The sequence below is a fragment of the Dolichospermum sp. UHCC 0260 genome, assembly GCF_009711985.1.
In the GTDB taxonomy this organism is placed as follows: domain Bacteria; phylum Cyanobacteriota; class Cyanobacteriia; order Cyanobacteriales; family Nostocaceae; genus Dolichospermum; species Dolichospermum lemmermannii.
The window spans coordinates 51788-66751 of sequence record NZ_VIKZ01000012.1 but is presented as its reverse complement, the minus strand read 5'-3'; the positions used below and the strand labels follow the sequence as shown (position 1 = coordinate 66751).

Here is a 14964-nt window from a genome sequence, read left to right as displayed (position 1 = left end):
GAGCAAAGACGCTAAGGGAAGAGTCCTAAGTTTAAGGAAGGACTTGTTTGTAAGTTTACAACAATTCAATCTTTCCAAAAATAAATGGCAAATCCGTCAAGGGGCAAAATCTTTACTTGCTATTGGTTCTCTAATTGCTGATGAATATCGAGAGTTTGAACGGCGGTTAGATGGACGTTCTGCACAGCAAAAAATTAGTTGGCAAGGGGTTATTCGTAAGCGATGATCAGATTTAGATCCCCGACTTCTCTAAGAAGTCGGGGATCTTGTTATCCATAATTATTTTCCCATCTTGCGTTTGAGTTTTTCTAATTCGTCTTGAGTTTCCCAATTGCGAAATGTATTTTCTAAGTCGTCAAAATTACTGTGAGAATTAGCAGCAGTATTCCAGCCAGGAGTTTCAGTTTTTAATCTTTGCTGGGTTTGTGCTTTGGTTCTGGCTGTTTGTGCTTCGGCTGCTTTTGTTTGTACTTCTTGACGACGTTGTTGAATTTTGCGAAGTAGTTCTTGGGACTGGTTAATGCGTTCTTTTAAACCTTGCATTTGTCCCCACATTTGATTTCCTTCTCGCAGTAGGGCTGCTTCTCGTTCTTGGGCTGGGGTGGCTAAGTCTTGTCTACCTGCGGCTTGGGCTTTTTGAATCCGAATATGCCATTTTTGGATTTCTTGGGCTGTGCTGAGAATTTCATCTTGCGATCGCTTCTCTTGCAATTGTAACTCGGCAATTAACTTTAATGTATCTTCTTCTTGTTCCCGCAGTTGTTCTAAAAGTGCTTCTAACTCTAAATGAGGGTTATTCCGCAAGAACTCTTCTAAACGACTTTCTAAAAACCGACTTAAATCATCAAATAAACTCACTGTTAAAACTCCAACTATCAGATATATGACTATTTTATAACAGAGAACAGGGAAATTTCCTTCTTTCTCCTAACAACTGACAACTGTACGGGCGAAGCATTTGGAGAACTATTTTTGGCAATGACCGATAATTTATCTTCCAAATGCTTCGCCCCTACTAACAACTAACAAATTAAATTGGTGTTACCCAATATTTAATTCCTTGGATAGTTTTTTGTTGTAATCCAAATTTGGGTAAATCATCTTCACTCTGGCTTAAATAAGTCCAATGGGGAAGATCACTAACTACAGTTTGAAACCAACCATTTTCATTTAAAGCCTGTCTTTGGGTTGATGTTGATACTTGTAAATCAATTGCTAATCCCCACAGATGTTGTGACGTACCGGGGGGTGCAACTAAACCGAGAATTTTTGTTTCTTTTCCGGCTTTGACTCTTGCTAATGTTTCACTATTTGCGTATTTATTCCAAAATCTTAAATTAGTGGCAAAATTGCGAAGACAATCACCAGCATAACCTGATTTAAGGGGAATATTTTCTAAACTTTTCGCCTTATTTAAAGCTGCTGCTGCGTTTTTTTGTAAATAACATTCTTGAGTGCCATCTACTAAAGCTATACTCATTGTCTTCTGAAAAGATTTTGTTTCTGATTCGTTATCTAAAATCACTTTTTGTGGTAAATTAATTCCTGACTCTTGATTAATAAATACTGTTCCATAGGAACGTAGTAAAGTATATTCAAAAGTATCATCCTGGGGAATTGTGGGGATTTTTTGGGCAATTGTTGCTAAAAACCGTTGTTGATCATCTAATTTCTGATCGGGAATAAATGGTATATTTATAGATGACTTTGAATTATCACAAGGTAAGCTGGAATTAGTTAAACATTCTTTGGCAATTTGGGGAGTTATTATTAACTGATCTCGAAAAACTTTATGGACAGAAACCAAGGTAACACTCACAAAAATAATTATAGTTACAAATGCTGCTATTTGCAGAATTGGTTTCATAAAAATATTACTTATTTTGAAAATTTCGATTTCATCATATCCCACAATTTCCTAGAATTTATGTTATTAAGACACAATGTCAGGACTCATATCCCCAACTTCTTCAAGAAGTCAGGGATCTGGTTTTTTGTCACTTGAGGTAAAATTAGTGTGTATAATTATAGGATAAAGTTTATTTTTTAGGTTACAAATAGTTATATTAACAACCTTTACACGTAATCATTTTTAACAAAATATGAAGTTAAAAAACTCCCGCATCCAAACTTTAATTATTTATAGCATACTCAGTGCGATCGCTCTCGTGATGCTGTTTCCATTGTTATGGTTAATCAGCACAGCACTAAAATCACCAACGGAAAATATTTGGCAGTCACCACCCCAATTATTACCTAGTCAGCCAACACTAGAAAACTTCTCTAAAGTTTGGCAATTTTTACCATTTGCAACTTATTTATACAACAGTATCCTGGTATCAGTATTAACAGTTGGTTTAAATTTGTTGTTTTGTTCCTTAGCGGCTTATCCCTTGGCCAGACTATCATTTGTGGGCAGAAATGGGATTTTTATTGCCATTGTCTCCACAATTATGATTCCCTTCCAAATTGTCATGATTCCTTTATATATTTTGACAGTGCAACTAGGGTTGAGAAATAGTTACTTAGGAATAATTTTTCCTAGTTTGGCATCTGCCTTTGGTATATTTTTATTACGGCAGGCTCTAATAGGTGTGCCAAAGGAAATTGAAGAAGCGGCTCGTTTAGATGGTAGTTCTGAGTTAGGATTGTGGTGGCACATCATGCTACCTGCCATTCGTCCAGCGCTGATTACTTTGGCTATCTTTGTCTTTATTGGTGCTTGGAGTGACTTTTTGTGGCCTTTAATTGTCATCCAAGATGAAAGTTTATATACTTTACCCTTGGGGGTAGCTAAGTTAGCGGGAACATTTTCTTTAGATTGGCGGTTGGTAGCTGCTGGTTCAGTAATTTCTATTACTCCAGTGCTATTATTGTTTTTGTTTCTACAAAAATATATTGTTCCTACGGATACAGGGAGTGGAGTCAAGGGCTAAAAATGTAGATAAAAAAGAGCTTAAATTTAGATTTAGAACGAATTATTATTCCTTGTCCTATTACATTGACAAGTGATACCTATGCCATTAAAGCGTATTTTAAAAATCAATGACCAATTCTCGTTTACAGTTATTAGTCTTAAGCAATGGTCACGGAGAAGATATCATTGCTGTTCGGATTATCCAGGCTCTACAACAATTATCTTCTCCACCAGATATTTTTGCTTTACCAATAGTAGGTGAAGGACGTGCTTATCAACAAATAGATATTTCTATGATTGGTAAGGTGCAGACTATGCCTTCTGGTGGTTTTATATATATGGATAGCCGCGAATTAATGCGCGATCTGCGGGGTGGGTTGGTGCAGTTGACTCTTAATCAAATTCAATCTATCCGCAGTTGGGTAAGTTCACAAACCAAGTTAGGTAATCCCAAAGCTATTCTAGCTGTGGGGGATATTGTTCCCCTGTTGTTTGCAGCCGTGAGTGGTGCTAATTATGCCTTTGTAGGTACTGCTAAATCAGAATACTATGTGCGCGATGAAGCGGGATTATTACCGAGAAAATCAAAGTCCGCATGGTGGGAAAATTTTTCTGGTTCAATTTACCATCCTTGGGAAAGATGGTTGATGAGTCGTGGCCGTTGTCGGGCTGTGTTTCCTAGAGATGCTCTGACTACGGAAATTCTCAAAAAATGGCGAATTCCCGCTGTGGATGTGGGGAATCCCATGATGGATGGTTTGCAGAAGATTTTTACCGCACAACAGTTTTATCGTCCTGATGCTGAACTCGAAGAAGTGATTCGGCCTTTGATTGTGACTCTGTTACCCGGTTCTCGTGCGCCGGAAGCTTACAACAATTGGGAAATCATCATGATTGCTGTATCTGCGCTGACGGCTAGTTTACGACAACCAGATTCCATCTTTCGGGCTGCGGGGACGATGATTTTTTTAGGGGCGATCGCTCCTGGTTTAGATTGTAGTATTTTATCCCAAACTTTACACATTCAAGGTTGGCGACGGTGTGATCAATCTCCTTTAGCAATTTCTGACCCTGATAGCTTGACTTTTAACCAAAAAAATGCTTATTTTATCCTGACCCAACAAGCCTATAATGAATGCTTACATTTAGGTGATCTGGCGATCGCTATGGCTGGAACAGCAACAGAACAATTCATCGGTTTGGGAAAACCAGCGATCGCTATTTCTGGTCATGGACCTCAATACAACCCCGCTTTTGCAGAAGCTCAAAGTCGGCTTTTAGGAATATCTCTCACCCTCGTCAACCAACCATCACAAGTTCTCCCCGCTATCCAATCTCTACTCAAAAATCCTGACCTCTTACATGAGATTGCTGAAAATGGGTTGCAGCGCATGGGACGTGCAGGTGCAGCACAACGGATTGCAGAATGTTTGCAGGAAAGATTAAACTACTAACCCAGAACGTAAAGCCCGCACGGCTGCTTGGGTTCGATCATCAGCACAGAGTTTATTTAAGATATTGCGAACATGAGTTTTTACTGTACCTACAGTAATATATAATTTTTCGGCGATTTGGCCATTGCTGCAACCACCCACAATCAATTCTAAAATTTCCAGTTCCCTTTGGGTGAGGGGATAAGTTTCTAAAACTTGTTCATATTCTATTTCCAGAGCTTCGATTTTTACAGTTTTTGGCTTGTCCAATGATTGATGATCACCGGGGACACCTTGACGCATTTTCCGTAATACGACACTAGCGATCGCTGGATCAATCCAAGAATTACCATGAAAAGTTGCTTCTACAGCTTCAGTAAATTTATTAATACTTGTTTCCTTCATATAATAAGAATCTGCTCCCGCCGCAAAAGCCGCTAGGACTGCATCTTCAGTATTATTCATCGTCAAAATCAAAATTTTCGTCTGAAATTGTCCCGTTTCTGTCTGATAACGTCTAAATTTACGAGTTAGCTCAATTCCACTCATATCAGGTAAACCAATATCTATCACAGCCACATTTGGCTTGATTGTTTCTAAAAGTTTTAGTCCTTGAGTCGCATTGGCTGCCTCACCAATCACCTTAAAGCCGCTGTGTGACTGCAATTCAGTTTTGAGTCCCATGCGGGTTAAATCGTGATCTTCAATTAACAGAATACTAATTTCACTCATTATTACACCCATGATGATCAGATTACTTCTGAAGTAGTGCCAATAGACAGAAGGGAGGAGAGGGAAAAAAAGCTTGTTTGTTTTTTAAGAATTGTATTCAATTTACCCAACCTTAAGCATATACGATCTGTGAACCATTAAACATCTACCAATAGGAATAACGAATAATTGATTTTTGAATTTCAATAGATGCAAAAATCTAGCTAAAGACATATAGATATTTTTCCCAAAACAAATGAGATTATTGAGACAAATCAGAAAAATTACAGTTACACCATGATCACCAAATTTACAATGGACTCAACACAGCAGTTCCGCAATGCGGAGGTCAAAAATCAAAAATTAAGTAGGTTAAAAAGCTGATCCAGTCAGCTTGGCAACTATTTTACATAATTGTGCCATTTCCGTGGTTGTACTAAGATAGCATCCAACATGACTAAATCCACACTGCTATCAGACACCAAAAGACTTTTAACGCTGATACCTGCTCTAAAAACCTATTCATCCGCAGGAGGTAAGTGATCCTTATTTAGCAATTATTCCTACTCTTTAAGTTTAAATACTTACGCTAATGGTACATAATGTTTCCATGCAACTCTCACTAATGGGTGAGGACAGTTAATGAATTAGTAATTTACAATGTTTTTAACTGGATAAAGTATTTTATTTGGGAATAAATCTGCTAATTCAGCAAAAAATCATGTTGATTATTTGTACAATCTAGAGACTGTAAAAACAGAAATGCTGAACATAAATCTGTATTTAACAGCAAAAAGAAAAACCGATGGAAGAACCGCTAAAAATTTTAGTTGCAGAAAATGATCAGGTAGACGGCTTAATAGTAAGTTTAGCTCTGACTAAAACAGGTATTAAGATGGAAATTGATGAAGTTAAGGATGGGAGTCAAGCCTTCTTTGCCTTGATCCATAATCACTATGATTGCATATTTCTCGACTATCACTTACCAAATCAAGACAGCTTAACATTAATTCATAAATTACAATCTTCAGGGATTCAAGTTCCTTTAGTAATTCTCATAGATTCAGGAGATGAAAAAATAGCCCAAGAGTGGATAAAATTAGGTGCTACCGAGTATTTTATTAAGTCTAAATTATCGCCAGAAACCATAGCTCAAATGTTACGCAGTGCAATTCGTATACACCATACGGAAATGCAGCTAAATTTAGCAAATCAACAGCTTAAAGAAAGTCGTGAACAGCTAATCTTACAGCAGAAAGAATTCACAGCACAGCAGCAGCATATTCAAGAACAAAACCTCAATATTTTGGAAGCATCCAGTTTAAAATCACTATTTTTAGCCACCATATCCCATGAACTAAGAACTCCCATGAATGCGATTATTGGATTTTCACAGATTCTATTACGTCCTAAATTTGGTGAATTGACAAATCAACAACTGGTCATGGTAGAGAAAATTCTCAATAATGGTAAAGAGTTACTGATCAAGATCAATGAAATTCTGGATTTTTCTCAGCTAGAATCTGGGAAATTAGCACTAAAGCCAGAAATGTTGGATTTATCAGCAATTGTTAGTAACGTAGTTACAGAAATCCGCCCCTTAGCTGAAGCCAAAAAGTTATCTTTGTTAGTCAAAACAGACTTAAAGAATACATCAGTATTTAATGATGCAGTCCGATTACGGCAAATTTTAACTAATTTACTGACCAATGCTGTTAAATTTACAGAATCTGGCAATATTTGGGTAGAAATTCGAGAAACACCTAAAAATCAAGTTACAATAACTGTTAAAGATACAGGAATTGGGATTGCTGCTCAAGATTTTCAAAACATTTTTGCAGCATTTCATCAAATTGATCAAGGTATCAGCCGTAAATATTCAGGGACAGGTTTGGGTTTGGCTATTATTGATTCACTAGTGGGGATAATGGGAGGAAAAATATGTGTTGAAAGTCAATTAGGAGTGGGTTCAACGTTTAAAATAGAATTACCCCGAAGAATCAATTTAGCAGCAGATTTAGGTAATGTAGTTTTTAGTTCTCATCAGCATCATTTTCATTCTGTATATTCCCCGAACAAAGCTTTAATGAATTATCCTCATATCAGGTTGTAGATTACCAAAAAGTTAACTATGTCTAATTTAAAAAAAGACCGAATTTTGTCTGTTGATGATGTCCAAGATAATCTCGATGTAGTGAGAACACTTTTAGAAAGTGAGGGATATCATGTTGATTCAGCTACCAATGGTCAAGCAGCTTTAGACAAAGTAGCAGAATTACCACCGGATTTGATTATTTTAGATGTGATGATGCCGGGAATAGATGGTTATGAAGTTACACTACGGATTCGGAATAATCCCGAAATCAACTATATTCCGATCTTACTCCTGACAGCTTATAACGAATCTAGCGTTGTTAAAGGTTTAGATGCTGGGGCTGATGATTTTATTTGTAAACCCTTTGAGACAGAAGAACTATTAGCAAGAGTGCGATCGCTGTTAAGATTAAAGCACAGTATTGACGAACAACGAAAAATGACACTACAGCGAGAAGACTTTGTTTCTCGTCTCACCCATGATTTACGTACTCCCCTAGTAGCCGCTGATCGAATGCTAAATTTATTTCTGCAAGAAGTCTTTGGTCAGATTCCTTCAGAAATGAAACAACCGATTCATGTGATGATTCGCAGTAATCAAAATCTTCTGGAAATGGTAAATACATTGCTAGAAGTTTACCGTTTTGAGGCTGGGAAAAAAACCCTCAACTTTGAATCATGTAACTTAACAACAATTGCGGCTGAAGTAGTCAGTGAACTAACTCCCCTAGCACAGGAGAAAAACTTAATTTTAAAATTGGATACCCATGAATTAAGCCCAACTGGAAATAATGGGGGCATAGTTAACGGCGATCGCTTAGAATTACGACGAGTGTTTAATAATTTAATTGGTAATGCGATCAAATTTACTGATACAGGTAGTATAGAAATTCGCATTTTTGAAACCTTATCCCCAATCAATCATCTCAGTGAAATAGTCATCGAAGTTCAAGATACAGGTTATGGCATTGCGGCAGAAGATCAGGGAACAATTTTTGAGCGCTTTCACCAAGGCCAGAATAAAAGATCAGGTAGTGGTTTAGGACTACACCTTTCCAGCCGGATTGCTGAAGCACACAGAGGTAAAATAGAACTTTTCTCCGAACTGGGTAAAGGTAGTATATTCACAGTCAAATTACCTAAAATCACTGAATAATTATTAATGAATGTGCTGCACTTCTAAAGTTGAGCATAGCTCAAATTTTCTACCTAGTAATCGGTAGATAATTGCTGCCAATTCCTCAATCATATAAGGTTTAGTGATGTAATCATCAAACTTTGCTTCTAGAATATGTTGTTTATCTTCACTCCCAGTTAAAACAGTAACAGCAACCACGGGAATATGACAAGTTAATGATTCTTGCTTTAGATATCGAATAACGTCTAGTCCACTCATACCTGGTAAAAAAATATTTAATAAAATTAAATCAGGTTGGTGTTCTTTCGCCATAAATACTGTTTTTGAACTTTCTTTTTGACAAATAGACTGACAACCAAGTAACTCAAGGGTATAACCCATTAGCAGTAGACTATCATCATGATTTTCTACCACTAAAATTAAAGGCTGTTGATGTTTTTTCCGTTTCTCATCACTCATGAATGAATGCGCTAGATACATCTCGTCTCCAGAGTAGTTAATGGGGAGTAGTGGTTTTTTTGGGCATAATAGACAAACTTGTAAATCCTCATTGGTTATTATCTCAACCGATTTGTAAGCATTCAGCTATCAGCCAAAAGCCAGAACAGCAAAAAAGAGGAAGTGTTAATTTCCTGTATTTCTGGATTAAAAGCTGTATCAGATGACAACTGACGGCTAAATCCTGACACCAATTTGAACAGGAAATAAAAATCCAGCTTTAATACTTTTAGCAGATATAGGGCTACTATTTGATTTTTGAACAAGCTGTAAACCGTAAACCCCATCGAATCAACGATTGAGTCTCAGTATAATGAACAACAATCAAACCGGATTCCTATATATTTTGATTATATGCAAAATTGTCAATAAATTTATTTAGAAAAATCAACAAATTCATAACTCGTGTAAAATAGTTGACACAACCTTTTTTTGTGTAATCTAGCAGGTTACCCTAAGGATAGGCTACACCAACAGCGGTAGGCAGTAAAATCTTTTTGGTGTAATGCTATAGTATGTTACATAGACTTCTCTAAGAAGTCGGGGATCTAAATAGGGGATCTAAATAACACTAAATAACACTAATTACCTGCACTATGAATAAACAAGAACAACCAGTAACGCGATTATTTTCTCACCTAAAGTTTGATGATAATAAATTTCAACATCAACCTGGTAGTGTTTTTGGAAATACAGCTTTAATTGTCGGAACTACCATTGGGGCGGGGATTATTGGATTACCTACGGTAACTTTACCATCTGGGATTATACCATCTACAATCCTACTTATTACTGTATGGCTGTATGCTTTAATTTCCGGTTTATTAGTTGCAGAATTGACTTTAAATGTGATGAGAGTTGAGGGTATTTCTCATATAGGTTTATTAGCAATCATAGCCAAGATTCTCGGTAAACCAGGAGCGAGAATTGCCGGAATTGCCTATGTATTTAACCACTATGCCCTCTTGGTGGCATATATGACTGAAGGTGGAAAAATTTTAATAACCACAGTTGATCAAGTTTGGGAATTAGAACATATTTCACCTCAGTGGGTAGGAACAGTAAGTTTTTTTCTAGTATTTGGTAGCCTAATGTATTGGGGTAAAGATAGATTAGTAGAAAAGATTAATGGTATATTTATTATTATTTTACTAATTGCTTTTTTCGGTTTATTAATATTAGGGGGAATGCAATTCCAAAACTCTCAACTTTTAGTCCAAAATTGGCCATCTATAGGTAATGCTATTGCTGTTATTTATGTAGCAATGTTCTTTCATAGTATTGTTCCATTGGTTGTAACTCAATTGGAAGGAGACATTCCCAAAATTCGCCAATCTATGATTATTGGTTCAGTGATTCCCTTATTCATGTTTCTAGCTTGGAATGCGGTTATTTTAGGCTGCATGACTCCAGATATTTTATCGCATAATCTCGAAAATGAGAAAGTATTTGATCCACTGGAAATTCTCCGAACTGGTCAATCAGGAGAATGGTTTGCTGTGTTATTATCAATTTTTTCTGAATTTGCAATTGTGACATCATTTATTGGGATTACTTATGGGTTAACAGACTTTTTTAAAGATATTTCTACCATTACCAAAAGCGAAATTTCTCGTTTACCTCTCTATTCTTTAGTGTTGCTTCCACCCCTGAGTTTAGGAACATTTAATCCTAATATCTTTTTTCATGCTTTAGAATATACTGGCGCATTTAGTGCTTCCATTTTAGGAGGAATTATGCCAGCATTAATGAGTTGGAAACAAAGTCAAACACCAGAATTTGCTAATGGTAACTATCAAACCCTAGTTCCTGGTGGAAAAATAACATTAATATTGATTATGGTCGGGGCATTATTTTTAATATGTAGACAAATTGTGGTAATATATCAATTCTAAAAATGAATAATTTTCGGTTAATGAAAATTAGCAAATTTCTGAGTAAGCTGATAAAAAGTGAATAAAACCTCTCTTATCGGGTAATGACAAGAGAGGATTTGGAGCTAAAGTCCGGTAGGGTAATCGGGCTACTTAATATTTAATATTTATTCCGCTTGAATCCAGTCCCCCCTAAGATATATAAAATGATGATTATCATCTGCAATTGGTATCATTTACGAATTTGCATAAAAAAATCCCTTGTTTGTATAGTGCAAACAAAGGGATATGCTGTTAAAGTTCGTCAGGTGATCGGAATATTTAATTATTTAATATTTATTGGGTACGTCTTGATTCCTCCATTGGGTAGATAAAAATTGCCCACAGGAAGATATTATTGTATATTTTTAGACTATTAAGATAAATATCTTTATTAATACATCATATTTATGAAGAAATCATGAATTTATCAATATATCCAACAAATTCTCCCAAACTAGGAACGCTATTGATAAGGTGCATATATATAAACTCATAATCTAAATGAGATGCAAGTCTATTGAGTTGTTTCTCGCTCTTGTTATAACCTTTACCGACATAGTTATAAATCTGTTTCATATCATCAGCAGGATGAGGTCTGTGTTCCATATCATCCGTTTGAGGATTAAATCCAAACATTGCTTGAATTTGCTCTGGAGTAAGACGCGGATCTATTTTGAGAAAATGATTATATTCTGCTAAAAACCAGGCTTCCACTTCCATAACAGCAATAACTATATTTATAGGAATTGATCCTTTTGGTAAAGCATAATTCAAACCTCTTTGCAACTTAGATTTGTCAGCTATAGATATTGGATAAATATCTCTTAAACCTATTACTCTATCATAGCCATCTTTAGCTAAAAGATTATACAGCTCTTTCATGTCTGAAACAACACGTTCATCACCGCATGAGTTATGAATTAACACATAAAATTTTGTTTCTGAAGTGACAGAATCTTTCATTATTACTTTAGGTAAGTTACTTCCTTGCCGAGATTTAATCTCTATGGTCATCTGAAATTTTCCAGCAATTTCTCTCAGCAACTTTGCGACAAAAATCTGTTCTGTTTTACCCTCTACAAAAATCGCTAATTTTTTCACTCTTCTATATTCTCCTCATTACCAAATCCCTCAATATAGAATTGAGTTGCAAAAAAGTCGAAATTGTTTAAACCAGTGAATTTAAAATCATCAAATATTTCTTTTGAGTTATGTATGTTATGAAGTTTAGCTAATCCTGATTTTCTCTCAATCACTGACCAATATTCCAAAGGAACACCATTCATAATAAATCTGTCATTTGTAGTCATAATTAACTGAACTAATCCAGTTTGTGCTTTGCTAATCAGCAACTTAATCATCGCTGATGCTCTTTCAAAATCAAGTCCTTCCCCAATATCATCTATTAATATACAACTAGGTTTTTTAGATAAAAGTGAGTAGTTTATTTGAATTATTATGGATAATGCCCTAAACATACCTTGAGACATTAATACTTGTTCAGTTTTATCTTTTAAATCACTTTCTTGAACGTAAATATATTGTAACAAATTTTGCATAGGTATTTCGTCACCTTTATCAGAAAATAAAATTGATGCTGGTGTTTCAGTATCAATTTCAGATATGTTGTAGCCTACAAATAACATATCTGATTGTATAAGTTTAATGAAATAGTTACCAAAATTTTCTTTTCCTAAATTAAAGATTTCAACTATTTTGTCTGTGTCTTTTAAATCTATATTTTTGCTATTATAGTTAACGAATGCAAGACGATTTTTTCCTAAATCGGTCCCAAATTTGTAGTATCTCAATGAGAATGCCCAATCGTAAATTTTATCAAAAACGGGATGCTGAATAGAATCTCTTCGTTTGAATGCAGCTACTCCATTAATGGGAGTCTGAAAGTCAATATCTTTACCTTCTTTATCAGCCCAAACTTTACCCGTACCTGATTCGGTTCTATCAAGGTAAGTCTTAGAGCCAATAGTAAAACTCTCTTTTACTACCTGACCATTATCAACTTTTAATATGTAGACTTTTTTCTCTTCTTTTTCTTTATCAGCATCGAAGGTTACTATCCACTCTCCAGATACACCATCAGGTCTAAGGATTTTATCACCAGATAGCAACCCTGATAAAAAGTTAATAGCTCCAAGGATTCTTGATTTTCCAGAGGCATTTTTACCAACAATCAAGTTTACATTACCTAATTGACAACCTTCTAAACGCCACTCACTTGGCAAATCTTTATCCTGACAATATTCTACAAAGTCTAATCTCATATAGTTTTACTTTTTACACTTAATTAAGGTAACAAGAGCTTATTCTAGCCTATTATAACTCACTACTTACCCAAAAACAACACCGCGATAAATTTCCGCTATCGGTAATTCAACCCCAATTGACTCCAAATAAATGGATTTTTCTAAATCATTAAAATCACTTAATAACCAACCTTGAGATTGTTTACTATATTTTTCTATAAAAGGTTCATCTTGTTCAACTAATAAATATTCACAAAAATTGCTAATTGAACGATACATCCGAAACTTGCTTTTGCGGTCATAATCTGCTGTTGAAGGAGATAATACTTCCACAATTAAAATAGGATTTAAAACTTCATCACTGCGATTTTCATTTAGTTGCGGTTCACCTGCAAAAACCATCACATCTGGATATAATCCGCGTTTATATTCAGGAATCCATAGGCGTAAATCGCTATTAATTGGCTCAAATTTACTATCACGTAGCAAAAACTTGAGAAATGCAAAAATATTGCCACCTATCCGGCTGTGGTTGAGTGATCCTCCAGACATTGGTACAATTTCTCCATCACGATATTCACTGCGCCCTTCAGCTTTTTCTTCAATGGCGCGATATTCATCTAAACTATAACGACGCTCAACAGTGGTAATCATCATGTTGTAACCGATTACATTGAAGTGATCATGATTATAGCAAAATTGGGGCGATCGCTAATGTGAAGGTCTAAAATTTTCTGGTAAGTGATAGAAGTGTCACACCAAAAATATGTTGTAGGGTGTGGTTCGACAAGCTCACCAACCACGTCAGACTGCATAAATCCTGCAAATAAATAGATTGTTGGTATCTGACGCACCCTACCAATATGCCAGTTGCGTAAGTTCTGAGTGAATTACATTTAATTTCGTGCAGAGACGTAGAGAGAAATAAATAGTGTTAAAATCTAACTAACTACGGCAATAGATGGAGTAACTCTGATGCTACAAGTTAAACATCAATTTCAAAGCTTTGAAGAATATTTATCTTATGATGATGGTACAGACAAACTTTATGAATTATTTAATGGAGAGTTAATTGAAATGCCCCCAGAATCAGGAATTAATGTGCAAATTGCCAATCGTCTTTTCTTAATCTTTGCATTGTTAATAGGGATTGATAGAGTGCGAGGACATGGTTTAGAGTTGGAAGTCAGAGGAGAACCGAGAAACCGTTATCCTGACCTGACTATTATTCGAGAAGAGCATATTCAACAATTAGCAAATCGGAACACTATTCGCCTATCAATGTTACCACCTTTATTAGTTGTGGAAGTTGTTAGTCCTGGGGAATTACAAAGAGATAGAGATTTTATTGCCAAACGTCTACAATATCAAGATTGTGGTATTCCTGAATATTGGATTATTGACCCCCAAACCCAAAGCATATTGGTTTTAGAGTTAATTAACAAAATTTATCATGAGATTGGGATTTTCTCCGGTGATGATTTAGTTTTATCTCCACAATTTAATAGTCTAAATTTAAAAGTATCACAAATTTTTGCATAAGGATAAACAAGAACATCCTGTTAATCCGGGTATGGCTTGCGCCACGCTACGCTACCAGATAATATATTCGTAGGGATAAAGCGTAATTCTCAACCCCTACCAGCTTTTTCACGTCAATTTACTCTTCATCCATTTTAGCCATTAACGCTTTAATTTGCTTATCTAAGCGAGATTGATTATACTTGGCAAAGCTACCTACTGAAATCTGCGATAACACACCTGCAACTGTGGTTAATGAACCATCATGGATATTACCAGTAAATACTAAACCGATACCTACTGAGATGAGGATGAGATGAACCATTTTCGCAACCCACCAAGTGTAAAATACCACATTTTGCTGATCATTTAAGGTTTTAAGTTGTTTGTGGTGGTGGTAGTTTTTGAGCATAATCTTCTTTTTTCTGTTGTTTACTTACAAGTTCATATTGACTCTTGTACTAAAAAATGG

At 35.6% G+C, this 14964-nt stretch carries 15 protein-coding genes; 7 read left to right on the top strand and 8 right to left on the bottom strand.

Going from position 1 to position 14964, the window contains the following annotated elements:
* Positions 1–43: 43 nt before the first annotated feature.
* Complete coding sequence (locus tag FJR08_RS07205; protein WP_168632660.1) at positions 44–226, top strand: hypothetical protein; 183 nt, start codon at positions 44–46, stop codon at positions 224–226.
* 53 nt (positions 227–279) lie between these two features.
* On the opposite strand, the gene FJR08_RS07200 is transcribed toward FJR08_RS07205, so the two are convergent.
* Both FJR08_RS07200 and FJR08_RS07195 read right to left on the bottom strand, forming a co-directional pair.
* Positions 280–858, bottom strand: coding sequence for a TIGR04376 family protein (locus FJR08_RS07200; protein ID WP_015078441.1), 579 nt, complete (start codon positions 856–858; stop codon positions 280–282).
* 172 nt (positions 859–1030) lie between these two features.
* A complete protein-coding gene (locus FJR08_RS07195) occupies positions 1031–1867 on the bottom strand; it encodes a D-alanyl-D-alanine carboxypeptidase family protein (protein ID WP_168632696.1) in 837 nt (278 codons plus the stop codon).
* 235 nt (positions 1868–2102) lie between these two features.
* Here FJR08_RS07195 and FJR08_RS07190 point away from each other — a divergent pair, with 235 nt between their 5' ends.
* Both FJR08_RS07190 and FJR08_RS07185 read left to right on the top strand, forming a co-directional pair.
* On the top strand, positions 2103–2936 hold the full coding sequence (locus FJR08_RS07190) for a carbohydrate ABC transporter permease (protein WP_168632695.1): 834 nt from the start codon (positions 2103–2105) through the stop codon (positions 2934–2936).
* Positions 2937–3045: 109 nt separating this feature from the next.
* A complete protein-coding gene (locus tag FJR08_RS07185) occupies positions 3046–4371 on the top strand; it encodes a lipid-A-disaccharide synthase-related protein (protein WP_168632694.1) in 1326 nt (441 codons plus the stop codon).
* On the opposite strand, the gene FJR08_RS07180 is transcribed toward FJR08_RS07185, so the two are convergent.
* Positions 4360–5082: a response regulator transcription factor gene (locus FJR08_RS07180; protein WP_015078446.1), complete on the bottom strand. Its 723-nt coding sequence runs from the start codon at positions 5080–5082 to the stop codon at positions 4360–4362. The genes FJR08_RS07185 and FJR08_RS07180 overlap by 12 nt on opposite strands.
* A 784-nt stretch (positions 5083–5866) precedes the next feature.
* Here FJR08_RS07180 and FJR08_RS07175 point away from each other — a divergent pair.
* Positions 5867–7174, top strand: coding sequence for a hybrid sensor histidine kinase/response regulator (locus FJR08_RS07175; RefSeq protein ID WP_168632693.1), 1308 nt, complete (start codon positions 5867–5869; stop codon positions 7172–7174).
* 18 nt (positions 7175–7192) lie between these two features.
* Complete coding sequence (locus tag FJR08_RS07170; protein ID WP_168632692.1) at positions 7193–8311, top strand: hybrid sensor histidine kinase/response regulator; 1119 nt, start codon at positions 7193–7195, stop codon at positions 8309–8311.
* A gap of 3 nt (positions 8312–8314) precedes the next feature.
* Here FJR08_RS07170 and FJR08_RS07165 read toward each other — a convergent pair whose 3' ends face one another.
* Positions 8315–8773, bottom strand: coding sequence for a response regulator (locus FJR08_RS07165; protein WP_148763928.1), 459 nt, complete (start codon positions 8771–8773; stop codon positions 8315–8317).
* 614 nt (positions 8774–9387) lie between these two features.
* Here FJR08_RS07165 and FJR08_RS07160 point away from each other — a divergent pair.
* Positions 9388–10686 carry an amino acid permease gene (locus FJR08_RS07160; RefSeq protein WP_168632691.1) on the top strand — a complete coding sequence of 433 codons (1299 nt, stop codon included), beginning with the start codon at positions 9388–9390 and terminating at the stop codon, positions 10684–10686.
* Between the two features lie 426 nt (positions 10687–11112).
* On the opposite strand, the gene FJR08_RS07155 is transcribed toward FJR08_RS07160, so the two are convergent.
* The 3 genes from FJR08_RS07155 to FJR08_RS07145 form a co-directional block, all read right to left on the bottom strand.
* Positions 11113–11808 carry a DUF4276 family protein gene (locus FJR08_RS07155; protein ID WP_168632690.1) on the bottom strand — a complete coding sequence of 232 codons (696 nt, stop codon included), beginning with the start codon at positions 11806–11808 and terminating at the stop codon, positions 11113–11115.
* Positions 11805–12989, bottom strand: coding sequence for an ATP-binding protein (locus tag FJR08_RS07150; RefSeq protein WP_168632689.1), 1185 nt, complete (start codon positions 12987–12989; stop codon positions 11805–11807). The genes FJR08_RS07155 and FJR08_RS07150 overlap by 4 nt, the downstream gene beginning before the upstream one ends.
* Before the next feature lie 66 nt (positions 12990–13055).
* Positions 13056–13625, bottom strand: a complete 570-nt coding sequence (locus FJR08_RS07145) for a Uma2 family endonuclease (RefSeq protein ID WP_168632708.1) — start codon at positions 13623–13625, stop codon at positions 13056–13058.
* 321 nt (positions 13626–13946) lie between these two features.
* On the opposite strand from FJR08_RS07145, the gene FJR08_RS07140 reads away from it, so the two are divergent.
* Positions 13947–14513, top strand: a complete 567-nt coding sequence (locus tag FJR08_RS07140) for a Uma2 family endonuclease (RefSeq protein WP_168632688.1) — start codon at positions 13947–13949, stop codon at positions 14511–14513.
* A gap of 118 nt (positions 14514–14631) precedes the next feature.
* Here the strand turns inward: FJR08_RS07140 and FJR08_RS07135 are convergent, their stop codons facing one another.
* Positions 14632–14904 carry a hypothetical protein gene (locus tag FJR08_RS07135; protein WP_041457575.1) on the bottom strand — a complete coding sequence of 91 codons (273 nt, stop codon included), beginning with the start codon at positions 14902–14904 and terminating at the stop codon, positions 14632–14634.
* Positions 14905–14964: the final 60 nt, after the last annotated feature.